We start from the raw sequence: 23,753 nt of genomic DNA, 5'->3' as shown, positions 1-23,753 counted from the left end.
CGTAGTCAGTCGGTGTGGTCTAGAAAAGGTTCGAGTGGCCCATGGCGGCCAGGTTGTCGTAGGACGTCTGTAGCGCGTCCCACACCGTGCGGCCGTAGAGTTCGTCCTGCTCCACCAGCAGGTACTGAGCGCCGGCGGCCTCCGCAGCCGGGATGATGGCGGGGAAGTCCAGGTTTCCTTCGCCCACTTCGGCAAACTGGACCACATTCCTGAACTCCGCCATAAAGCCAGCGAAGTCACCCGATTCCAGGAGGGTGAAGGACGATTCCGGCATCTGGCCGATCCGGTAGTCCTTCAGGTGGACCATGGCCGTGCGCCCTGCATACTTCTCCAGCGTCCGGACCGGATCAAGGCCGCCGCGCTGCACCCAGTGGACGTCGATTTCCATGCCCATGGCCGGGGAGTTCTCCGCGATGACGTCCAGCATGTACTTGCCGTCGAACTTCGCGAACTCGATGTGATGGTTGTGGTAGTACAGACCGATGCCCTGCTCCTGCAGCCGCTCGGCGTACTCGTTGGCCTGCTTGGCGAAGTCCACCAGGGCGTGGATCGATTTCATGGCAGGGAACGGGAGCATGCCGATCCGCAGGAGCTTCGTGTCCAGCCGCCGGGCGTCATCCACGACCTTGTCGAAATGGTCCTTGAGCGAATCGGCCGGCATGCCCTTGGGGGTTTCCATCGCCACGGACAGCGCCGCAATGTCCATGCCCAGTTCACTGCGGGACCGGTCCAGCTCCGCAACGTTCTCCGGAGTCATCGGAATCTGGGAGATCTCGACGGCGTTGTAACCGATCGCGCTGACCTTGCGGAGCGTCTCAAACGCCCCGAGTTCGCTGAAGCTGCCTTTCAGCATCATCGCCTGTACGCCTATTTTGGCCACTGTGTTCCTCCGTAATGTTCCGGCCCCTCGAGGGGCCGCTTTGCCGGTTTGCTGCTGTTACCTTTGCCGACGCCCGGTGTCAGGCGAGGGCGCCGGCCTGTTCTGTCTGTTGCCGCTGGATCTCCAGGAGCCGGTGGCGGTCCGCGCGGCGTTGCTCCTGCCGGTCCGGATCGGGCACCGGGGACGCCAGCAGCAGACGCTGGGTGTAGGGGTGTTCCGGGTCCCGGGTGACGATCTCCGCCGGCCCCTGCTCCACAATCTCGCCGTGGTACATCACGGCCACGCGGTGACTGATGTGCCGGACGACGTCCAGGTCGTGGGAGACGAACAGGTAGGAAACTCCGGTGTCCTTCTGGATCTGCAGGAACAGGTCCAGGACGCGCGCCTGGGTGGACAGATCCAGTGCGCTGACGGGTTCGTCGCAGACGATCAGCTTGGGCGAGAGGGCAAGGGCCCGGGCGATCGCCACGCGCTGGCGCTGGCCGCCGCTGAACTCCCGCGGCAGGCGGTGGATGGCGTCCGAGGGCAGCCCCACCTGGTCGAGCAGTTCCTTGACCCGTTTCTTCGCCGCCGCCTGTTCCATGCCCTGCACGCCGAGGGGTTCGGCGAGGATATCGCCGATCTCCAGTGCAGGGTTGAGCGAGGTATACGGGTCCTGGAAGACCACCTGGAGGTCCCTGCTCAAGGTCCGCCGCTGCTTGCGCGTGGCGTGGCTGATGTCCTGGCCTTCGAAGATGATCTTGCCGCCGGTCACCGGGGCCAGGCCCAGTACGGCCCGCCCCAGCGTGGTCTTTCCGGAACCGGACTCCCCCACCAGGCCGAGCGTCTCGCCCTGGCCGATGGTGATGTTGATGTCCGTCAGGGCACGGAACGGCTTGGCCCGGAACTTCTTGCTGGGGTATTCCACCACCAGGTTGTCCACCGTCAGGAGCGGGGCGATTTCATTAACTTCCACAGTGCTCACGCGACCGGCTCCTTCTGGCTGGATACAAGCATGGACATGGGGGTTTTGCCTTCGAGCATGGACGCCAGGAGGGTCCGGGTGTACTGCTCTTTGGGGTTGCGGAGGATGTCGCGGACGGAGCCTTCCTCCACCAGGCGGCCGTTCTGCATTACGGCCACGCGGTCGCAGAGGTCCGCCACCACACCGAAGTTGTGGGTCACCAGGATCACGCCGATGTTCAGGCGCTGCTGGAGCTCGCGCAGGAGGTCCAGCACATCCGCCTGCACCGTGACGTCCAGGGCCGTGGTGGGCTCATCCGCGATCACCAGGTCCGGTTCGCAGCTGATGGCCCCGGCAATCAGCACACGCTGGGCCATGCCTCCGGATACCTCGTGCGGGTAGGCGCTGAAGGTCCGTTCCGGGTTGGTGATTCCGACGTCGGTCAACAGTTTCAGTGCCCTCTTGCGGGCTTCGTCCTTGGAGATGCCGAGGACACGCACCATGGGCGTGACCAGTTGGTAGCCGATGGTGAAGGCCGGGTCCAGGTTGCTCATGGGTTCCTGCGGAATGTAGGAGATCCGCTTGCCCCGCAGCTTGGACAGCCGCCCCTGGTTGACGCGTTCGTCGCCGGGGGCCACGGTGTAGTTCCCATCGAACTGGATGGAACCTGCCACGATGCGGGCGTTATCCGGGAGCAGCCCCAGGATGGAGAACGCCGTCTGGGACTTGCCCGAACCGGATTCACCCACGGCCACGGACTTGCGCGACGGGCGCCCGGCGGCGGGCGCCGCCGTCGTGCGATTGTTTGTGGCGGTGGCCGCGGACAGATGCTTCCTGCGGTGCTTGATCTTCTCGCCGTCTTCCAGCGCGTCACGGATGGCGTTGCCGAGCAGCACCAGGGCGCCGATGGTGAGCGCCATGGCAAAGGCCGGCCAAAAGAGCAGCGTGGGCGTGAGGTAGACGTTCTTGAAACCCTCGGAGAGCATCACGCCCCAGGTTGCCTTACTGGGATCACCCAGGCCAAGGAACTCGAGGCCGGACTGGATGGCGATGGCCACGCCGGCGATGGCCGCGGTCTGGATGATGATGGGGGCGCGGACCACGGAGAAGATGTGGCGGGCGATGATGCTCCAGTCGGAGAGTCCGGACACCCGGGCGGCGTCAACGTACAGCTCATTGCGTACCGACTGCACGGCCGTGCGGGTCAGCCGGAAGTAGGACGGGCTGATCAGGATGCCGAAGGCGATCATGGAAATCCATACGGACGGTCCGAATGCCGCCCGGATGGTCAGCAGCACGATCAGGCCGGGAAGGCTCATGAGGATGCTGACTACCCAGTTGGAGACCGCCTCAAACTTTCCGGCGTAGTAGCCTGCGATCAGGCCGGCGGGCAGGCCGATGGCGATGGCAACGCCCGCGCAGAGCAAAGCGGACAGAAGGGTCAGCTGCGCCCCGAACAGCAGGCGGCTCCAGACATCGCGCCCGGCGCTGTCCGTTCCCAGGATGTTCACGGAGTCCGGCGCGGCCAGCGTCTTGGCGATGTTCGAGTAGTTCTCCTCGAACGGCGCCAGGACCGGAGCAAGGATGGCCAGGAGCGCAATCACCAGCAGGATCGCCATGGCAACGATGCCAAGTGGGTTCTTGAACAGGCGCCGCAGGACGGTGGAACGGACCACCGTACCGCTCTGCCCGGGCGGCACGGTGGCGGCTACTGCCGCGGTTTCTACTGAATCGCTCATGACACACGTACCTTCGGGTTGAGCCAGCCATTGAGAATGTCCACCAGCAGGTTCACCACGATGACGACGACCACCGTGTACATCACGACGCCCATCACCACGGGTAGATCCGACTGGCCGGTGGCGGTGACCGCCAGCGGCCCCATACCCGGGAGGGCGAAGATCTGCTCGATGATCACCACGCCGCCAAGCATGCCGATCAGCTGCAGGCTCAGCACGGTGAGGCCGGCCGGAGCGGCGCTGCGCAGTACGTGCTTGAACAGGATCTCGCGCTCACCGATGCCGCGGCTGCGCAAAGTGCGGACATAGTCCCGCTCGAGCTGTTTGATGACGGCGCTGCGGATTTGCTGCGCGCCGCCGGTGACGCCGTTGACCAGCAGTGCGATCACCGGCAGTGACATGGAGTAGACCCACGCGTCGGGCCCGGATTCGGGGGAAATGGTGCTGGTGGCCGGGAAGAGGCCCAGCTGGATGGCCAGGACGGTGACCAGGATGACGCCGATCACGAAGCCCGGTACGGAGTCCCCGATGATGGCGCCAACCTGGACCACCCTGTCCACCCAGCCGCGCTTCACCGCGGCAGTAACACCGATGAGGGCGGCGCAAATAGCGATCAGGATCATTGCGGCGAAAACCATGGTCATGGTGACCGGAATCCGGCTGGCCAGGGAGTTGGCCACCGGTTCCGAGGTGAACCACGAAGCACCCAGGTTGCCGCCCAGGGCATCGAGCACCCAGGAGAAGTAGCGGGCCACTAGGGGCTGGTCCAGCCCCAGTTCCGCTTCTTTCAGCGCCACCTGCTCAGCCGTGGCCTGGTCGCCCAGGATGTTCCGGGCGATGCTCCCGCTGGACATGTACAGCAGGAAGAAGGTGATCGCCGAGACAACAAACAGCACCACCAGCCCGCTGCCCAGCCTCTTCGCAATGAACCTGATCATGGTGTCCTACTTGGCCGGTGAGTAGTTGTAGATGGAAGGAACGGCCTGCTGGATCTGCGGCTCCACGTCCACCTTGGAGTTGTGGTAGTACATCTGGTTGACGCGGAACAGCGGGGCGAACCATGCCTGCTCAACGACGTACTTGTTCACGTCCTGGGCCAGCTTGCCGGCCTCGGCGCCACCGGTGCGCACGGCCTCAATCTTGGCGTCCAGCTCCGGGGAAGCGTTCTTGAACGGGTTGTAGAGCGCCTTGGTGGAGATGATCTGGTTGATGGCAACCGTCGGCTCGCCCTGGAAGAGGGAGAAGAACATGGTGGTGTACTTCTGTGCTGCGACGTCGGACGTGAAGGTGTTGGTCAGGGCCGCGCCTACGTTGAGCGTGATGCCCACGTCCGCCAACTGCTGCTTCACGACGGAGATCTGGGTTTCGAAGTTCTGGATGCTCGGGATTTCCAGGGTGACGCCGTTTTCGTAGCCGGCTTCCTTGAGGAGCTGCTTGGCCTTGGCCGGATCGTAGCTGTAGTGGTTCTCCAACTCTTCGGTCCAGGCCCCGCTGGCCTTGCCGAACGGCTGGGACGTGGGGGTGCCCTGGCCCAGCATGACCTGGTCCAGGATGGTCTTGCGGTCGAACGCGTAGTTGATGGCCTGCCGGACCCTGACGTCCTTCAGCGGAGCGTTCTTGGTGCCGTCACGGTCCAGCAGCAGCAGTCCTTGCCAGTCCACCTCGTTGGCGGCGAGCTTCATCTTGGCGCCCTCGGCCTGCTTGCCCGTCTTGGGGTCCAGGATTGTGGCGTCAACCTGGCCGGAAACCAGGGCGTTGGTGCGGGCGGTGATGTCCGCCAGGATCTTGAATGTGAGCTTCTGGTACTTCTGCAGGTCCTTGTTCCAGTAGTCCTTGCGCGCATTGAACACGGTCTGGGAATCCTTGACCGAAGCCGCCTTGTCCATCACGTACGGACCTGAGCCCACCGGTTCGGTCTTGATGCCTTCGCTGCCGAGTGCCTTGGGGCTGCCCATCAGGCCGGCGGCCTGGCTGAGGAAGTATTCCAGTGCCGGGTCCGGCGTGCTGAGGTTGATATCAATAGTGTCCGCGTCCACCACAGCCACGTCCTGGACCGAGGCGAGCTGGGCCATCTGCGGGCCGTTGGCCTTCTTGAAGTGGTCCATGTTGGCCTTGGCCGCTTCGGCGTCGAACTTGGCGCCGTCGCTGAACGTCACGTCCGTGCGCAGGTCGACGGTGAGCTTGGTGTTGGCGTCGTTGTACTTCCACTCGGTGGCCAGCATGGGGCTGAGCTTTCCGTCCGGCTCGCGCAGGATCAGTGTGTCGTACACAGCCTGGTACGGCTGGAGCACGTGCCCCACGTGAGCCTGGGCCGGGTCCCAGGAACGTACGTCCTGGATGGTGCCGATCGTCAGTGCGGTGGCAGCCGCACCGGCCGCCGGACCGGAGTTCGCGGCGCCGCCACACGCGGTCAGTGCGAGTGCCGCGCTGACTGTGAGGGCGGTCGCTGCCGCCTTGGGACCTAACTTCATTGTTGGCTCCTTGAATCTGTGGAACTTGGGGCTTACGGAGTAGGCGGGTGTGGCGTGGGCCACACCGGCCTTGTGAGACTCACAGTACGCAGTGTGGCCCGCTTTGGCAACCGATTGTCAAAAGTGTTGCAATAATCGTGATAAACACCCGCAAATGAAACGTTCTAAGGGCCGCAACCGGCTGCAATCGACTGCTTCTGAACCCGTTTAGGACACTTGGTCCGCGGACTCCGGGTAGCTCTGCCGGTAGACATCCTTGATGATTGCCAGCGACTTTTCGGCTTCCGCGGGGCTGATCCAGAACGGCTCCGCGTCGTCCAGACGGCCATAGAAATCGTTGATCAGCAGTTCGTGCGAGACACCCCAGTAGGACCGGCCGCCGGAGTCACTCCTGCGCTCAGGAATGACCTCCACGCGTCCGTCCGCATGGGTCACGGTAAGGTCGCCGCGCAGGCTCAGGACCGCCTGTTTGGTGACGACGTCGAGCGTCACCGGCGCATTGAAGGCATTGGCCAGGGTGGCATAGAAGGCACTCCGGGCGCCGTTGGCGTGTTCCGCCACGAATTCCGCAGTGTCTTCCACCTCGATGGCGCCGCCCAGGAACCGCGTGGAGGCGTTTCCACTGACAGCGACCACGTCGCCCACCAGCCATTGCAGCAGGTCCACGGTGTGGATGGCCTGGTTCATCATCAACCCGCCGCCACCGCCGGCCCAGGTCCCCCGCCACGGCCGGTCCTGGTAGTACCCGGCGGAGCGCTGCCACATCACCGTCGCCGATGCTCCCACCACCGCGCCCAGCTCGCCGGACTGCAGCAGCGCGTGCATCGCCTGCGATGTCGCGTTGTACCGGTTCTGGAAGCACACCGCTATTTTCGCCGTGCCCGCCGCGGCGGCTTCAACCAGCCGCCGGCCCTCGGCCAGGGTGTGGGCCAGCGGCTTCTCCACGATGACGTTGACGCCGCGTTCCAGGCAGTCGGCGGCCAGCGAGGCGTGCTGGTCATGCGGGGTGCAGATGTGCACCACGTCCGGCCGGACGGCGTCGATCAGGCTCAGGTGGTCGGCGAAACCGGGGACGCCGTAGGCGGCCACCGCGGAAGCCAGCCGCTGCGGATCCGCGTCACAGACCGCAACCAGCGCGGCGCCGTCGAGCTTTGCCACCGCCTCGAAGTGCACGGCAGAAACGTCCCCGCACCCGATCACCGCCGCCGTCGTACTCACGAGAGTTCAATCCCGTTCTTTGCGGCGAGCGCGGCAAAAGCGCGGGCAGCGATGCCGAAGGCCACCGGCCCGGAGAAGCCGCCCAGCTCGTGGGCGCTGGCCAGGTGGGGCTCCAGCGAGGCAAAGCCGGTGAAGCCGTCTGCCTTCAGGGCGGCAATGGTGGCGTCCAGTTCGCCGTCGCCTTCGCCGGAGGGCACCACTTCGCCGGTGGTGGACAGGGCGTCCTTGACCTGGAAGTACTCGAGGTAGGGGCGCAGCATGGCGTAGCCGTCGGTGTAGGGCTTGACGCCCACCTGGACGAAGTTGGCGTTGTCCCACGCGATGCGCAGCGCCGGGGAGTCCACGGTTTTCATGATGTCCAGGACACGCTCGGGGGTGTCCCCGTAGATGCCCTTTTCGTTTTCATGCAGGAGTACGACGCCGGACTCTTCAGCAAGCGCTGCCAGCGCACCCATGCGGACCATGACGGCGTCGCGGATGTCTTCAGCGCTGCGGCCTTCCGCCCGGTAGAACGAGAAAATCCGGACGTACTTGGCGTCCAGGCCCCTGGCCACGGAAATGATCTGACGGAGCCGGTCCAGTTCGTGTTCCACCGGCAGGCCCACGTCCACCTTCCCGATGGGGCTGGCCACGGCAGAGACTTTGAGGCCCTTCTCGTCAAGGATTTCCTTGAGCGTGGCAACCTGCTGCGGTTCCAGTTCGGAAACGTTGGTGCCCCAGGCGCTGCGGACCTCGATGTGGCTCGCCCCCAGCGCCAGCAACACTGCGGCCTGCACCGCGGGGTCCGGATCAATTTCATCGCCGAAGCCTGAAAGCGGCCAGACTGCGGTTGTCGTATTGCTCACGCGGGATCTCCTGGGTTTCGCGGCCGCCGCGCGGCAGCTCGCATTCCGGCTCCAGCGCGGTGACGCAGTTCACAAACGGTGTCGAGCCCAGTGTAGCCAGCCCGGCGACGTGTGACAACCGGTTGCCATTCTTTGACAATCTGTGGCATTCTTTGCTGTACGGAACTGTGGCCGCAGTCACAGGGCCGTTCCACCGACCCGGCCGTCATGGCCCGGCCACCACGTTCAGAGAGGAGCGCCGTGGCTACGACGCAACCAGCAGCAGTGGACCGCCCGCCCACGATCCACGACATTGCCGCCCTCTGCGGCGTGGCGGCCTCCACCGTGTCCCGGGCGCTCTCCACCCCGGACCGCGTCAATATCAGGACACGGCAGCGGATCGAGGCCGCGGCGGCCCAGCTGAACTACATCCCCAACAGCCAGGCCAAGGCGCTGAGCTCCGGCCGCACGGGCGCAGTGGGAGTGCTGGTTCCGGACATCACCAACCCGTTCTACTTCGACCTCATCAGGGGCACCCAGCTCCAGCTCAAAGCGGCCGGGTACACCCAGCTGCTGGTGGACACCGAGGAATCCGACGAGGTGGAGGCCAGCACCATGGAACAACTGCGCAAGAGCGCGGACGGAATCGTGGTGGCCGCGTCCCGCCTGAGTGACGAAGCCCTGCTCGCGGCCGCGGCGAAGATGCCCATGGTCACCATCAACCGGGACGTCCCGGGCGTCCCCGCTGTCCTCATTGACACTCCGTCCGCCACCAGCCAGGCACTGGACCATCTCGTTTCGCTGGGCCACACCCGGATCGCCTACATGTCAGGACCTCCTACCTCACAATCCAGCGAACGGCGCTGGACCGCCCTGTCCAAGGCGGCCGAGGAGCGCGGCGTCGAAGTGCGCCGGCTGGGGCCGTTCGCCCCCAAGACACAGTCCGGTGCAGCTGCCGCGGACGCTGCCGTGCACAGCGGAGTAACCGCCTGCATCGCGTTCAACGACCTCATCGCCATCGGCATGCTGCAGCGGCTCCGCGAGCGCGGCATCCGGGTTCCGGAGGACATGAGCATTGTGGGCTGTGACGACATCTTCGGTGCAGACTTCTGCAATCCGCCGCTCTCCACCATGGCGTCCCCGATCGAGCAGGCCGGCCGGGTGGCGGTGTCCATGCTGCTGGCCCAGCTGAACCCGCTGGCCGGCGGCGGCACCCGCAGCCGGTCTGTGATGCCCACCCACCTCACCGTCAGGGCCTCCACCGGTCCGGCGCCGCAGTAATTCCCCGCTGATTCAGGCGGACACAGTTGAGCATGGTTGACACTGCTGGCTAGTCTGGATCACATGCGCGAACTCCAGGCCAGGATCATTGAAGAAATGGGCGTCCAGCCCCGGATCGACCCCGCCGGGGAGGTGCGCAAGCGCGTCACGTTCCTGAAGGAATACCTCAAGGCCACGAACACCAAGGGCTTCGTCCTGGGCATCTCCGGAGGCCTTGATTCTTCGCTCGCGGGCCGGCTGGCCCAGCTCGCCGTCGAAGAGCTCGCGGCGGAAGGAACCGAAGCCAACTTCGTGGCTGTCCGCCTTCCTTACGGCGTGCAGCACGATGAGGACGACGCCCAGGCAGCACTGGACTTCATCCAGGCCAAGACCGAGTGGACGTTCAACATCTCTGCCGCGGTGGACGGTTTCGAGGACGAATTCGAAAAGACGGTGGGCAACGGGATCTCCGACTTCCACAAAGGCAACACCAAGGCCCGCACCCGGATGATCGCGCAGTACGCCCTTGCCGGCGAGCACAACTACCTGGTCATCGGAACGGACCACGGCGCCGAATCAGTCACGGGATTCTTCACCAAGTACGGCGACGGCGGCGCGGACATCCTGCCGCTGTTCGGGCTGAACAAGCGCCAGAACCGGGCGCTCCTCGCCGAGCTTGGCGCCCCCGCCCGCATCTGGGAGAAGGTCCCCACGGCCGACCTCCTCGATGGCAAACCCGGCCGCACGGACGAGGACGAACTGGGCCTGAAGTACGACCAGATCGACGACTACCTCGAAGGCCGCGACGTCCCGGACGCCGTTGCCGAATCGATCGAGCAGAAATACCTCCGTACCCGCCACAAGCGCACAGTCCCGGTCACCATCTTCGATACCTGGTGGAAGTAGCCTGAGCCGGGAGCCCCGGATGGGGCTCTGAACCGAAGCTGCATGACCCGAGACAGCTGCATGACCCGAGACGGCCGGCCGTGACCACCTCCCTGCCGCCGAATTCATTCAGTAGGGTCCGCAGGTTCAGGTCAGTCCCGGACTTCCACCGTCCCCTTCATCCCCATGAAGTCGTGGAGGGCGCAGATGTAGTCGAATTCGCCGGCCTTGTTGAACTTCACGGTGAACGTGCCCTTCGGCAGCATCAGGCCCGAGCTCAGGTCCCCGCCGGTGAAGTCAGCGGGATCTCCCACTGCGGCGAACTCATCCGCCGGCTCTTCACCGAAAGTGACAGTGTGCGGGGCTCCCATGCCGTCATTCACGAAGGTCACTTCGTCGCCAACGTGGACCACGATGTGGGCCCGGACGAACCGCATGAGCATGGCCGTTTCGTTGTCGGTGCCTGCGATGACGGTGTGGTCATCTGCTTTGGCCCGTGCTGCGTCCCACTGCTCGTATCCGTCCCGCAGGATTTTCCTCTCCTGTTTGTTTGACTGACGGTCGTACTGCGACTGGGTGTAAGGGTAGTCAGTTCCCGCCTCGCGCACGTGGACGGTCCCCTTCATGGCCATGCCGTGGACCAGGCAGTAGTACGTGAACTCGCCAGGGTCCGGGAATTTCAGCGAGTAGCGTCCCACTTCCTTGAAGCCGCTGTCTGACACGTTCGTCATCACACCGGAGTTGTAGTACGACTTTCCGTCGTAGGACTTGCCACCCTGCGCTTCGACGTACTGGGGGTTGCCCGGGTTGAACGGCTGCGTGGACTCCAGAGACTGGCCTTCGGCAAGGAACGTCACGGTATGGATTTCTGCCGCGTTCGCTTTCCAGGTAATCCTGTCCCCGGCATTGATGTAGATGTTTTCCGGGAGGAAGGACATCCCCTGGATCGCCTGATCCGCTGACTCGGAACCAACCTGGACAGTCCAGGTCCTGGGTGATTTCCCGCCGTCCGCGACGGCGGTGCCACTGAGTGCCACCGGCATGAGCAGCGAGATTAAGGCCGCCAGGAGCGCGCGCACCATTCGGCGGCTTTCTTTTTGGAGAGCCATAAGACTCATTCCTTCTGTATGTTTCGCTGTGTTCTCGTGTGGGGCCGGGAGACCGGTCTGACGGTTCCGGTTGTCGTCAACGACGTCGGCCCGGTGCCCGCCCGGCATACGCCAGCCACGTGCCTCCTCCCCCGCGGCTACCCAGGCTCAAGGCGGGGAAGAAGTGATGAGGATCCGACGCGCCACCCGTTATGAGGCGTGACGCGGTTCCTGTGAACTTCAGAAGTACCACTAGCGCAGCTGCCGCACTGGGAGCTGCCGATACAGTCCTATCGTGCTCCGAGCCCGGGGATTTGTCGATACTCCAGCGCAACGTCAGGCTCGGCCCGGCGACCGCGTCAGCAGCGTGGAGATCCGGTGCGCTTCTTCCATCAGGAGGCGGCCCAGCGTCTCCTGCCGCTCCCCCTTGAAACGCGGCTCGATTCCGGTCAGGGACAACGCCCAGGCCGGACGCCCGCGCTGGTCGAAGACCGCTGCACCCATGCCCCAGCTGCCCTCCAGTACCAGCCCGGGGTTGACCGAGTAGCCGGCCTGCCGGGTCTTGGCCAGGTTCTCCCGGACCAGCGCCTCGGTGTGAGCCGCCGCAAAACTGCCGGCATGTGCGGCCCAGCCGGCCAGCAGCTCCTCCTGCTCCGCCTCGGGCAGGAACGCCATGATCGCGGTCCCGGCGGATGCCACCCCCAGCGGGAACCGGACGCCTTCATGCAGCACAAAGGAGCGCACCGGGAAGCTGCCTTCCTCGCGGAGCAGGCACACGGTTTCCGCTCCGCGGCGGATGGAGAAGAAGGCGCTCTCGCCGGTCTCCTCAGCGAGCCGGCGGAGGCTGGGCCGGGCAATGTCCTCGAGCGGAAAGCGGGCTGAGGCCACGGACCCCATCAGCAGGATCTCAGGACCTAGCACCCAGTTGCCGCTCTGCGGGTCCTGGTCCAGCAAGCCCTCGGAAGCCAGGGAGGAAAGCAGCCTGTGCACGGTGGGGCGCGTGAGCCCGGATTCTCTGACGAGTTCCACGAGCGGGGAACCTTCCGGTTTCCGTCCGACAATGCGCAGCAGGGACGCGACGCGGCTGACGACTTGTGCGCCCTGGACCGGTAATGAAGACATCTTTTTCCTCGGACTTTGCGTTAGATCCACCCAAACTATCCATATTATGGACCCTCACAAGCCTACCGTCCACACTGTAAAAATGCTGCCGTTTAGGGCAAAATCGTCCATTGACAGTGCCCATTTCGGCACCGTAGGCTCCAACACCAGAGGAACAGTCCACAAAGTGGATTGCTTTAAAGCTCAATGAGGAGATGCAATGTCAAAGGTGAAATCCGGCGCGGCCGCCGCGCTCCAGGACGTACTGCGGGACGGCATGACGCTCGCCGTCGGAGGCTTTGGCCTCAGCGGCATCCCGGCGGACCTGATCGAGGCCGTCCGCGATTCCGGCGTCAGGGACCTCACCGTGGTGTCCAACAACATGGGCGTGGACGGCAAAGGCCTCGGCATCCTGATCGAAGCCGGACAGGTCCGCAAGGTGATCGCCTCCTATGTGGGCGAGAACAAGCTCTTCGCCGAGCAGTACCTCGCCGGCAAGCTGGAAGTGGAGTTCACCCCGCAGGGCACCCTCGCCGAGCGCCTCCGCGCCGGCGGCGCCGGCATCCCGGCGTTCTTCACCAAGACCGGTGTGGGCACCCTCGTCGCCGAGGGGAAGCCGCTCGCGGAGTTCGACGGCGAAACGTACGTCCAGGAGCGCGCCATCCTGGCCGACGTCGCACTGGTCCACGCGCACACCGCAGATACCGACGGCAATTTGATCTACCGCTACACCGCCCGCAACTTCAACCCGGTGGTGGCCACGGCCGGTGCGGTGACGGTCGCCGAGGCGGAGGTGATCGTGGAGCCCGGCCAGCTGGACCCCAACCACATCATCACCCCCGGCGTCTTCGTCCAGCGCCTGGTGCAGGCCAGCGACAGGGTCAAGGACATCGAACAGCGCACGGTACGCTCCCGCGCCGCCGAGCCGGTTCCCGTCTGACAGCCGGCGCTCCGGCCCGGCGCCGCAGCGCGAACGAACACTTAAGCCCCGCCCTAAAAGACTTCAAGAACCCAAGGAGAACCCCATGGCCTGGACCAGGGATGAAATGGCTGCCATCGCGGCCGAAGAACTGAACGACGGCGACTACGTGAACCTCGGCATCGGCATCCCCACGCTGGTGGCCAACAACCTGCCCGACGGCGTCCGCGTCGTCCTCCAGAGCGAGAACGGCCTGCTCGGCATGGGACCTTTCCCCTACGAGGGCGAGGAGGACGCGGACCTGATCAACGCCGGAAAGCAAACGGTCACGGTGCTGCCCGGCGGCAGCATTTTCGACTCCGCCGCCTCCTTCGGAATGATCCGCGGCGGCCACGTGAAGGTGGCCATCCTCGGCGCCATGCAGGTCTCCGGCAGCGGCGACCTCGCCAACTGGACCATCCCGGGCAAGATGGTCAAGGGCATGGGCGGCGCCATGGACCTCGTGGCCGGCACCCCGCGCGTCGTGGTCCTCACCGAACACAACGCCAAGGACGGCACCGCCAAGATTGTCACCGAATGCACCCTGCCCCTCACCGGGCTGAGCTGCGTTGACCGGATCATCAGCGACCTCGCGGTCTTTGACCTTGACAAGACGGACGACGGCGGCCGGCAGCTCACGCTGACCCGCCTCGCCCCCGGCGTCACCGTCGACGAGATCCGCGGGAAGACCGAAGCCGCGTTCGACGTCGCCCCTTCCCTCGACTCAACCCCCACCCTTGAAGGAGCCACAGCATGAGCCTGCGCGAACAATTCGGAAAAAGATATCCTGCTCACCGGCTGGGGCCACAGCCGCTTCGGCAAACTCACGGACGAGACCCTGGAGTCCCTGATCGTCCAGGTTGCCACGGAGGCGATCGGCAACGCCGGGATCGAGCCGGGCCAGATTGACGAGATCTACCTCGGCCAGTTCAACTCCGGCATGATGCCGCTGGCGTTCCCGTCCTCGCTGGCCCTGCAGGTCTCGGAGCAGCTCGCCAACGTCCCGTCCACGCGGGTGGAGAACGCCTGCGCCTCCGGATCGGCCGCGTTCCAGCAGGGCACCAAGTCCCTGCTGGCCGGTACCGCGAAGACCGTCCTCGTGATCGGCGCCGAGAAGATGACCCAGGCCGGCGCCGACGTCGTGGGGGGCGGCCCTGCTCGGCGCGGACTACGACATGGCCGGCAAAACCTCCACCACCGGCTTCACCGGCCTGTTCGCCGAGGTGGCCAAGCATTACGAGAAGCGCTATGGACCGGTATCCGACGTCCTGGGAACGATCGCCGCGAAGAACCACCGCAACGGCGTGGACAACCCTTACGCCCAGCTCCGCAAGGACCTCGGCGAGGAATTCTGCCGCACCGTTTCGGACAAGAATCCGATGGTGGCCGACCCTCTGCGCCGCACCGACTGCTCCCCCGTGTCCGACGGCGCCGCCGCCGTCGTGCTTTCCGTCTCGCCCACCGGCGGGGCCACCGCCCCGGTGCGGCTCGCCGGCTTCGGCCATGCGAACGATTTCTTCCCCGCCGAGCGCCGCGACCCCACGGCGTTTGCGGCGACGCGGGCGTCCTGGCAGCGCGCGCTGGGGATGGCCGGCGTCGGGCTTGAAGACCTGGACTTCGCCGAAGTGCACGACTGCTTCACCATCGCCGAGCTGCTGATGTACGAGGCCATGGGACTGACCGAACCCGGCCAGGGGACCCGCGCTATTGAGGAAGGCTGGGTCTTCAAGGACGGCAAGCTGCCCATCAACGTCTCCGGCGGGCTCAAGGCCAAGGGCCACCCCGTGGGTGCCACCGGCGTCTCCCAGCACGTGATCGCCGCCATGCAGCTCACCGGAACCGCCGGCGCCATGCAGCTGGCCACCCCGCGCCGCGCCGCCGTGCAGAACATGGGTGGAGTGGGCATCGCCAACTACGTCAGCGTGCTTGAGGCGGTCTAGGGGAACCAACCTGCGGGGGTCCGGGAACCGCAGGAAAGAGCAGGAAGGGGTCACCGCTGTCTATGATGCCGCGGTTCCCATAGGATTTCAGAGGGCCAAATGCATTCCCGGCAAACGCCGGACCACAAGGAGGTGGCGGATGCCGACAGGACCACCCAGTGCGTCAAGCAAGTTCCGCGCGCCCGAGCCGGTTGGACAGTGGGTTCATCGCACCCGGCTGACCGAGATGCTCCACTCGGACCGGAAACGGCGGCTGGCGTTGATCCATGCCCCCGCTGGCTTTGGCAAGTCGACCCTTGCCGCCCAATGGATGGAAAATTTGGCCTCCCAGGGCCTCGTTACCGTCTGGTTGTCCCTGGACCGGGACGACAACAACACCATCTGGTTCCTTTCCCATCTGCTGCAGGCAATCCGGAAAGCCTGGCCCGGACTCGAGGAGGAACTGCAGCAGTTGCTGGAGGAGCGTCCCGACGACGCCGAGCAATACGTGGTTCCCGCACTCATCAACGCCATCGATGAAGCCGGCCGGGACATCGTCATCACCCTGGATGACTGGCACCTGGTCACGGAGCCCCGAACCCGGGCGGTGGTGGAACGGCTGCTCGAAGCCGGCGGTTCACATCTGTCCTTCATCATCACCAGCCGTACGCGCTCGGGCCTGCCACTGGGCCGGCTGATGGTGCGGGACCAGTTGGTCGAAGTGGACGCGGTCGCGCTGAGGTTCGATGAAAATGAATCCCAGGACTTCCTGGTAGGCATCAACCGGCTCGATCTGGACGCGGGAGACGTGGCCAGCCTCCACCGGACGACCGAGGGCTGGATCGCTGCGTTGCAGCTGGTTTCCCTGTCCCTGAGGGACCACCGCGAGGCCTCCGAGCTGATCGAACGGCTCTCCGGCAGGCACGCGTCCATCGGTGAATATCTGGCTGAAAACGTCCTCGACACCCTCGACCCCGAGACGCTGGACTTCCTCCTGATGACGTCGGTTCCGGAGCGGCTGTGCGCGGGGCTGGCGTCAGCCCTCTCGGGGGTGGAACTGGGCCAGGCAATGCTGGAGAAGATCCAGGCACAGGACCTTTTCCTGCAGCCGCTTGACGAGGACGGCACGTGGTACCGCTATCACCACCTGTTTGAGGACTACCTGCGCCGCCGCCTGGAGCGCGATTACCCGGGCCGGACCAAGGAATTGAACCTGATCGCGGCCCGCTGGTATTCGGAAAACGGGTTCCCCAGCGACGCAGTGGACCATGCGCTCGCCGCCGGGGACGTTGAGCTCGCGGTGGAAATTGTCGAATTCCGTGCAATGTGGCTGGTGGAACACTCCAGCATGTCCACCCTGTTGGCTCTTGTCGGCAAGATCCCCGCTGACCACGTGGCCGGCCAAGCCCGTCTCCAGACGGCGATATCGTGGGCCCATACGCTGCTCCACCAATCTGCAGCGGCGCAGAGTGCCCTGGACCGGGCCGAAGCCGTGATGCCCTCCGATGCGACGCTGACCGATCACGACCGTTTTGAACTGGACGTCGAAGGGCTGGTGGTGCAGAGCTGCATCGACATGTACAGCGACCGGGTGAATCACGTGGACGAACTGGACGAGAGGTGCTTCGCCCAGGCGGACCTGCTCCGGCCCTGGATCGTCTCAGTGGCCGCGAATGTCTCAACGTTCAAGAAGATCCACGACGGCGATTACCCTCTCGCACTGGAACAACAGCGCTGGGCCGCGAAGTTCCACGGCCTCACCTCCGGCCCCTTCAGCGGCGTGTACGGACACTGTTTCGCAGGTCTTGCCGCCTACGCCCTGCTCGATCTGGACAGCGTGGACCAGCACTTCACGTCCGCGGTGGAACTCGGCCGCCGCAAGGCAGGGCGGTACTCGCATGCGGCGCGGCTGGCAGGAGCGATGATGGGCCAGCTCCTGTACGAACGCGGCGAACTCGACAAAGCCGAGAAGTTGCTGGAGGAAACCCGCGAGCTGGGTTCCGAAGGCGGGGTGGTGGACTTCATGTTGTCCACGTACGGGACGCTGGCAAGGATCAAAGCACTCCGGGGGGACACGCCGCGGGCGCGGGAAATACTCGATGAAGGCGATCTGGTGGCCGACAGTCTCGGCCTCAGCCGGCTCAAACTGGCCATGAATCTGGAACGCGTGCAGTTGGGAATCAGCCCCCGGCCTGTCAACGCCGAACCCCATGGTGCCCTGGTGGGCGCCGCCCGGGACCCGGCGGACACCACCGGACCACGGTTGGAAGGGCTGGCCGAGACCAAGCACCAGATCCGGCTGGCCACGCAGCTGCGGTCCGCCATGGCTGACGCGGGGCACGAAGGCCCGGACTCCCCCGGCAAGCTGGACACGGTGAACGGGGCCCGCCGACTGCTGTCGCGGGCCGCAGCCTATCTGGGGCCGAGGGCAGAGCTGAATGCCCGTATCCTGCTGGCGGCCGCCCTCGAACAGGCGGGGAACCGCGGGGAAGCCGAATCAACGCTCCGGCCGGCCCTGGAGACGTGTTCCCGGCTGGGCCTGGTCCGGCCCGTGCTTGATGGCGGCGCAAGCTGCCTGGAGCTGGTGCGCGCCACCTCGGCCAGGCTCCGGCGCGAGCCCGTCGCGGAAGGGAGCAGCCACGAGCTAGCGCGTTTCCTCAGTATCCTCATCCGGCTGGATGCCCAGGCCAGGACCACCCGCGATGCCGGGTGGCCTGCAGAGGCACTCTCTCCCACTACCGGCGCGGGCACCACTGTTCCGGAACCAGGCCTGTCGCAACGCGAACAGATGATCCTGCGCCTTGTCGAGAAGGATCGGTCCAACCGCGAAATCGCCCAGGAGCTGCATCTGGGCATCAACACCGTCAAGTGGTATCTCAAGAGCCTGTTCAACACTCTCGGCGTCAGCGACAGAAGGGCCTGCGTCGTAGAGGCCCGACGCCGGCACCTGCTCCCGCCGAAGTAACCCGGGGTCAGTCACCCCAGGATTTCCAGCCTGGCCAGGACCACCTCCGGCGAAGCGGCGCCGGGGATCTCGCCCAGGTAGAAGTCACCGGCAGGGAGTTCGACGTCCCGCTCCAGCCAGAACCCTGCAGGAATATTGGCGCCAACGGCAGCGTCCCCGTGCAGACGCGCCTGGTCGTCGTCGAGCTGCCCCAGCGTCCAACGGTAGTTGCCGGCCAGATTGGCAATCGGGGTGTAGGCCTCCAACGGAACGTGCACGCCGCTGGAGGCCCCGGCAGGGGTCCGGTTGTCCAGCAGGAGGCCGGCGATGGGGAGTCCCGCGAACGCCCGCAGCCAGTCACTGACATACATGGAGGCATTCTCGGCGTTGTCGGCGTCGAGGTCGCTGGCGTCCTCCGCACCCGACAGGTGATGCGTGCCCCTGAGCCACATCATCGGCGACGGGATGCGCAGCACCACGGGTTGGCGGGCTGTCTTGGCGAACACGGTGACGAAGTCCAGCACCGCCCGGTTAAGGTCCTCGTCCCCCAGCAAAGTCCTCAGCGCGAACCCTGTCCGGGATCTGGCCGCCATGCCGGCCTCGAGCCTGGTGTCGCCGGCTGTCAGGTGACCGTACAAACGGTTCAGGTCCAGGAGCGCCACGTCCGGCCGGAGCAGCCCCTGTGCCTGGGCGAAGAAAGCCGCGTACGCAGTGGCGTTGTCCCACGGGACGGGCCGCCCGCGAAGAATCACGGAAGCTGCGTACTCGTGGTGGTCGAACACCACGGCTTTCGGCCGCCCGGACGGAGGGGAGGCAACAACGCTGGCGAGGGTGGTGGCTGTGGAAGTGGTCATGACATCTTTCTCCATACTTTGGCTGATAAAGGACTTCAGCGCCGCACCGTCCTGGATGGGGAGGATGCGGCGCTGAAGGCTTCGTGAGTTGCTGCGGTCCCGGGCCGGGAGGCCCCGAAACGGGCTAGGACTTACGGTGGACAACTTCCCCGTGCTTGAGTTCGAGCTCGCGGATCCGGTCCTCCAGTGCGCTGATCTTCACTTCCCTGCGGTCCGGAAGCATGATCAGCGGCAGCTTGTCGATGGTCGCCTTGACCCGTTCCGGTCCGTTGTTGGTGAAGTGGGTGGCGGTGAGCTCCTCCGTGTCGTCGCCCCAGGACCCGTAGTAGAGCAGGTCTTTCGGGGGCTCGGTCTTCACGTAGCCCTCAAGGAACTCCTTGTACGGCTTGCCGCGGGCGATCCGCGCCTGACGTGAGTCGTGGCGCAACCGTGCAGTTGCCTCCTGGTCCACCACGAAGGTTTCGGGATCCCAGACGACGCCGTAGATGCTGGTGGCGACCTTCGGTGAAATGCGGCCGAGTTCCAGGTCCTTGGCCACCGCTTCCGGATCGCGTTCCAGAACGTCGCCGTACCCCCCGCCGGAGCCCTGGGCGATCATGTACATCTCGCCGTCCTTGGCGACGTCGAACTGCAGCCCCATATGGGAAGTGGTGTACTTACCGCCCTCATAGGGCTGCTCGTTCATGATCCGCTCCATGGACAAATCGAATTTGCTGGAGTCCTTGCGGATCACGTCGTAGATGTTGATGCCCTTGACCATGGCCAGCGGTGTTGTGCTGCAGCCGTAGCCGCCGAACATTCCGGTGACGGACGAGAACTTGGACCCCGAGGTCACGGTCATGAAGCCCCACATCGGCGTTCCCTCGGCGGCAACAATCATCTCGTAGCCCATGCCGCCGCTGTTCTTGCCGAAGCCCTGGTTGTCCCGGACGATCCGCTTGCTGACCAGCTGCATGAAAGGTACTTCCTCTTCCATGACTTCCTGTTCAGCGGTGTCCGCCATGGCACAGAACAGCGGTGAGACGGCGTCTTCACCGTCGCGGAATGCCTTGGCACCGCCGCCCATGCCGTTGAGGTCGGCACACAGGTTTCCTACCTGGTCGCCGTGCTGGGTCAGGCCTCCCCACAGGAAGGTGTTGATCTGGTTGAACCACGGAGCCAGGACATTGGAGAACTTCTCCGGGTTGGAGAACTGCATCTTGGCAAAGGCTGTCTGGAGGGCAGAGAATCCCCGGAACGAGGCCTGCAGCGACTGCCCCATCGGTGCGTCGTAACCGGCGTCGGCCCACGTGTGTTCATCCGAGATGATGTCGATGGGCGACATTGCCGAAGTACAGCGGGGCAGGTCAGGCCACCAGAATGCCAGGATCGCCTGCATCATCATCGACTTGACCGAGCACAGCGGGGAGTTGATGGCCCGGTTGAGGATTTCGGGGCCTGTGCCCCTCAAGTCCACGGTCATTTTGTCACCCTTGACCGTCACCTTGCAGGCGAACTTGATGAGGATGTTCTCTTTGAGCGTGGAGTCCATGAACTGGTTGAAGGACACGGTCCCATCCGGCAGTTCACTGATGCGGCGCTTGACTTCCTGTTCCACGTCTTCAACGGTGACCCGCAGGGCAGCGACGAAGGTCTCCACTCCCACTTCGTCGATGATGCTGTCAACCCGCTCCTGGATCCGCTGGACGGCACCGATCTTGACCTTGAGGTCAGCCAGTTGCAGCTTGGGGTCGCGAACCGAGTGCTGCAGGAACGTCAGCAGGTCCCGGCGCAGCTCGCCCTTCTCAACGATCTTGAACGGGGACATCCGGAGTCCGTCGTCGAACGGGGTCTCGGAGCCTGACGGCATGCCGCCGGGCTCGCAGGCCCCGTTTTCGCCTTCGTGGATGGTCGCGGCGACCCAGGCGATGATCTTTCCCCCGCGGAAGATCGGCATGATCATGGACTGGTCAGTGTTGTGGACGTTTCCGTACCAGGCGTCATTGTGGATGAATCCGTCGCCGGGGTTGATCCCCACCGTCGGCTCGTCCTTCCAGTACTTCATGATGTAGCGGATCGGGTGGTGCAAGATCGCCGAGAACGCGATCACGCCGTGGCATGACAGGTACGTGACGTCCCCTTCGGCGGTGTAGATCGCCGTCGTCAGGTCCCCCCATTTGGCACCTGGAGCGGCACCCATGGCCTCGCACATTTCGTAGCCCTCATCCAGGGCGCCGGCCAGGCGCTTACGGATGCGGTCCACTTTGATGGGGTCCACGCCCTTGGAGATGCACTCTTCCTCGTAGGCGGAGCGGGACGTGATCTGGTGGCTTCGCATGATGGCCGGGTCCGGGCCGAGGAACAGGGTTGTTTCGTCCATGAACTGGTCCACCCACTGCTGCTCCTGGGCAGTCAGCGGCTGGGAGGCTTCTCCGGCTGGGCCGGACGTGCCGGAAGTGCTGGGTTCATTTGCTGTAAGCGTCATTGCTGTCGAGCTCCTTCAATGGGAGTAGCTGGAAGGTGTGGATGGGATCCGTGGGCACGGGATCAGTCTTTGAGGAACCACACGGCTCCTTGCGATGTCGGTTCCAGGCGCCAGCCCGGTTCCACCAGGTACGTGGTGTTTTCCGTGGTGACGATGGCCGGTCCGTGGATGACGTGCTGGTGGTGGAGGGCCTCCGCGTCGTACACCGGAGTGTCGACGGCCCCGTCGATCTTCACGAAGTGGACCTGCCGGGTGCCCACCGGGCTGGGCATGGTCCTGTCATGCCCGGAGTCGATCGAGTCAAACTTGACCACGTCCCCGTCCACGTAGGACGACACCCGCACGGTCTGGGCCCGAATGCCGGCCTCGGGAGCCTGGCTGCCAGCACCATAGCGCTTGCCATAGATGTCCGAGAACGTCCGGATCAGGTGAAGCACGTCGGCGACGCCGTTCACGCGGTTGATGTCGAAAACGACGGCGGTGGTCACCAGCTGGTTGCCGTAGCGCATGTCCATTTCGAGGCTGTAGCGGATGTCGGCGGCGTCGTAGCCCTGGCGGATCAGGTCTTCCTTGCCCTTGGCTTCCAGCTCCTGGATGACGTTGTTCAGCTCGTCGTAGCTTTGGTAGAGGCTGCGGTCTGTTGGGTTGTACAGCACCACATGGGAACCGCGTTCGTGGATGTGCAGGGGTTTCATGTTGCCGGCGCCGCAGGCCGAGAATACCGAGGAAAACGGCGGTGCAAGGATCCTGCGGATGCCGGCGTGATCTGCGATGCCGCAGGCGTGCAGGGGGCCGTTGCCGCCATAGGCCAGCATGGTGAAGTCTTCCGGAAGGTATCCCCGGACCCGCAGTTCTTTGGCCATTCCGATCGCCATCTGCTCGTCGACAGCATTCTTGATGATCTTGGCGACCTGGATGGTGTCCATGTTCAGGTCATCAGCGAGGACCTCGTCGATTGCGTAGGCGGAACGTTTCTTGTTCAGCTTGATGTACCCGTTGGCGTAGTTGTCCGGGTCCAGGTACCCAAGGACCAGGTCGGCGTCCGTGACTGTGGGGCGGAGGCCGCCGCGGTCGTAGCAGGCGGGGCCCGGATCCGAGCCAGCTGATTCCGGCCCGATCTGGACTGCGTGGTGGATGCGGTCATAACTGGCAATCGAACCGCCACCCGCACCCAGCGTCAGAAGGTGGATCATGGGAACGGATACCAGCCAGCGGCCGATGGTCGGCTGGAAGTCGTAGTGCTTGACGCCGCCTTCCGGGACCAGCCCGATGTCGAAGGACGTGCCGCCCATGTCCGTCGAAATCACGTTTCCCAGACCGGTGCTGTCAGCCAGGTGCTGGGCAGCGCCCACGCCGGCGATGGGACCGGAGTGGATAGTCTGCAGGGCATCCGTCGAGTTGGACTGCGCCATGCCGCCCGAGTTGTGGATCACCAGCATGGGCTTGTCGTAACCGGACGTGCGCAGGTTGTTGGAGAGCTGTCCCAGCGCGTGGAACATGATCTCGTGCAGGAACGCGTCCACGATCGTCGACGTCGCACGGACGTACTCGCCTTTTCGGCCCGACACCTGGCTTCCCAGCAGGACGGGGATCGCCCCGAGCTCGTGGGCCGGGTACTCGTCCAGGATGATCTCCAGGATCTGCTGCTCATGGACCGGGTTCTCGGTCGAGTTGACCAGGGAGACCACGATCGCCTCCGCCCCGGCGTCAACGAGTTCCCGCACCTGGGTGCGGACGTCGTCTTCCATCAGTGAAACGACCACGTTGCCGGCCGAGTTGATCCGCTCCTTCACCGACCGGATCAGCGCGCGGGGCACGAGCGGGTCAGGGCGGGTGGCATCAGGCATGTTCTGTTGCTTGGAAGGATCCAGGCCTTCTCCGTAGCCACGGCCGCGGGAAAGCGGGATGGTGTCCTCGAAGCCGTGGGTGACCAGTGCCCCCACACGCGGGCCTTTGCCTTCGATCAGGGCGTTGGTGCCGAGTGTGGTGGCATAGCGGACGGAATCGACTTCCTTCAGGACGAGGTCCCGGTCCAGTCCGGCCCGGGAGCAGGCGAGGTCGAGTGCTTCATTGAAGCCTTGGGCCAGGTTGTGGTGCGTTGTGAGCGCCTTTGCTTCAACGTATTGGTCTTCCCAGGCAAAGAAGCAGTCGGTAAATGTGCCGCCGATGTCGACGGAGATTCGTTTCATGACCAGTGGTCTCCTT

General features: G+C 64.8%; 17 protein-coding genes and 1 pseudogene. 6 read left to right on the top strand and 12 right to left on the bottom strand.

The window, feature by feature from the left end; translation table 11 throughout:
* Positions 1-19: 19 nt before the first annotated feature.
* The 7 genes from TV39_RS02235 to TV39_RS02205 form a co-directional block, all read right to left on the bottom strand.
* Positions 20-880: a sugar phosphate isomerase/epimerase family protein gene (locus TV39_RS02235; protein ID WP_235347248.1), complete on the bottom strand. Its 861-nt coding sequence runs from the start codon at positions 878-880 to the stop codon at positions 20-22.
* A gap of 79 nt (positions 881-959) precedes the next feature.
* A complete protein-coding gene (locus TV39_RS02230; RefSeq protein WP_043477723.1) occupies positions 960-1,844 on the bottom strand; it encodes an ATP-binding cassette domain-containing protein in 885 nt (294 codons plus the stop codon).
* The gene (locus tag TV39_RS02225) at positions 1,841-3,562 is read right to left on the bottom strand and encodes a dipeptide/oligopeptide/nickel ABC transporter permease/ATP-binding protein (protein ID WP_082049425.1); all 1,722 of its coding nucleotides are present in this window, start codon (positions 3,560-3,562) and stop codon (positions 1,841-1,843) included. Before TV39_RS02225 ends, TV39_RS02230 begins: the two co-directional genes overlap by 4 nt.
* Positions 3,559-4,500 (bottom strand): ABC transporter permease, encoded by a 942-nt coding sequence (locus tag TV39_RS02220; RefSeq protein WP_043477720.1) that lies wholly within the window; start codon positions 4,498-4,500, stop codon positions 3,559-3,561. Before TV39_RS02220 ends, TV39_RS02225 begins: the two co-directional genes overlap by 4 nt.
* 6 nt (positions 4,501-4,506) lie before the next feature.
* The gene (locus TV39_RS02215; protein WP_043477717.1) at positions 4,507-6,033 is read right to left on the bottom strand and encodes an ABC transporter substrate-binding protein; all 1,527 of its coding nucleotides are present in this window, start codon (positions 6,031-6,033) and stop codon (positions 4,507-4,509) included.
* 207 nt (positions 6,034-6,240) lie between these two features.
* Positions 6,241-7,251: a Gfo/Idh/MocA family protein gene (locus TV39_RS02210; RefSeq protein ID WP_043477714.1), complete on the bottom strand. Its 1,011-nt coding sequence runs from the start codon at positions 7,249-7,251 to the stop codon at positions 6,241-6,243.
* Complete coding sequence (locus tag TV39_RS02205; protein WP_043477711.1) at positions 7,248-8,096, bottom strand: sugar phosphate isomerase/epimerase family protein; 849 nt, start codon at positions 8,094-8,096, stop codon at positions 7,248-7,250. Before TV39_RS02205 ends, TV39_RS02210 begins: the two co-directional genes overlap by 4 nt.
* A gap of 207 nt (positions 8,097-8,303) precedes the next feature.
* Between TV39_RS02205 and TV39_RS02200 the strand changes: the two genes are divergently transcribed.
* Together TV39_RS02200 and nadE are read left to right on the top strand one after the other, a co-directional pair.
* Positions 8,304-9,356, top strand: coding sequence for a LacI family DNA-binding transcriptional regulator (locus TV39_RS02200; RefSeq protein WP_082049421.1), 1,053 nt, complete (start codon positions 8,304-8,306; stop codon positions 9,354-9,356).
* A 63-nt stretch (positions 9,357-9,419) separates the two neighbouring features.
* Positions 9,420-10,241, top strand: coding sequence for an ammonia-dependent NAD(+) synthetase (gene nadE, locus TV39_RS02195; protein ID WP_043477706.1), 822 nt, complete (start codon positions 9,420-9,422; stop codon positions 10,239-10,241).
* Positions 10,242-10,372: 131 nt separating this feature from the next.
* Here the strand turns inward: nadE and TV39_RS02190 are convergent, their stop codons facing one another.
* Together TV39_RS02190 and TV39_RS02185 are read right to left on the bottom strand one after the other, a co-directional pair.
* Entirely contained in the window at positions 10,373-11,329 is a 957-nt protein-coding gene (locus tag TV39_RS02190; RefSeq protein ID WP_043477704.1) for a plastocyanin/azurin family copper-binding protein, read from the bottom strand.
* A gap of 315 nt (positions 11,330-11,644) precedes the next feature.
* Positions 11,645-12,430 carry an IclR family transcriptional regulator gene (locus TV39_RS02185; protein ID WP_043477702.1) on the bottom strand — a complete coding sequence of 262 codons (786 nt, stop codon included), beginning with the start codon at positions 12,428-12,430 and terminating at the stop codon, positions 11,645-11,647.
* A 199-nt stretch (positions 12,431-12,629) separates the two neighbouring features.
* On the opposite strand from TV39_RS02185, the gene TV39_RS02180 reads away from it, so the two are divergent.
* The 4 genes and pseudogenes from TV39_RS02180 (at position 12,630) to TV39_RS02165 (ending at position 18,251) form a co-directional block, all read left to right on the top strand.
* Positions 12,630-13,349, top strand: coding sequence for a CoA transferase subunit A (locus tag TV39_RS02180; protein ID WP_043477700.1), 720 nt, complete (start codon positions 12,630-12,632; stop codon positions 13,347-13,349).
* Positions 13,350-13,434: 85 nt separating this feature from the next.
* Positions 13,435-14,124, top strand: coding sequence for a CoA transferase subunit B (locus tag TV39_RS02175; protein ID WP_043477698.1), 690 nt, complete (start codon positions 13,435-13,437; stop codon positions 14,122-14,124).
* Positions 14,121-15,307, top strand: a pseudogene (locus TV39_RS02170) (acetyl-CoA acetyltransferase). Before TV39_RS02175 ends, TV39_RS02170 begins: the two are co-directional and overlap by 4 nt.
* A gap of 139 nt (positions 15,308-15,446) precedes the next feature.
* Complete coding sequence (locus tag TV39_RS02165) at positions 15,447-18,251, top strand: LuxR C-terminal-related transcriptional regulator (RefSeq protein ID WP_043477696.1); 2,805 nt, start codon at positions 15,447-15,449, stop codon at positions 18,249-18,251.
* Between the two features lie 11 nt (positions 18,252-18,262).
* Here TV39_RS02165 and TV39_RS02160 read toward each other — a convergent pair whose 3' ends face one another.
* The 3 genes from TV39_RS02160 to TV39_RS02150 form a co-directional block, all read right to left on the bottom strand.
* On the bottom strand, positions 18,263-19,084 hold the full coding sequence (locus tag TV39_RS02160) for a hypothetical protein (RefSeq protein WP_043477694.1): 822 nt from the start codon (positions 19,082-19,084) through the stop codon (positions 18,263-18,265).
* A gap of 124 nt (positions 19,085-19,208) precedes the next feature.
* Positions 19,209-21,548 (bottom strand): hydantoinase B/oxoprolinase family protein, encoded by a 2,340-nt coding sequence (locus TV39_RS02155; protein ID WP_043477692.1) that lies wholly within the window; start codon positions 21,546-21,548, stop codon positions 19,209-19,211.
* 62 nt (positions 21,549-21,610) lie between these two features.
* Positions 21,611-23,737: a hydantoinase/oxoprolinase family protein gene (locus TV39_RS02150; protein ID WP_043477690.1), complete on the bottom strand. Its 2,127-nt coding sequence runs from the start codon at positions 23,735-23,737 to the stop codon at positions 21,611-21,613.
* Between the last annotated feature and the right edge of the window lie 16 nt (positions 23,738-23,753).

The organism is Arthrobacter sp. SPG23 (assembly GCF_000876655.1).
Classification (GTDB): domain Bacteria; phylum Actinomycetota; class Actinomycetes; order Actinomycetales; family Micrococcaceae; genus Arthrobacter.
This window is presented reverse-complemented; position numbering and strand designations above follow the sequence as displayed.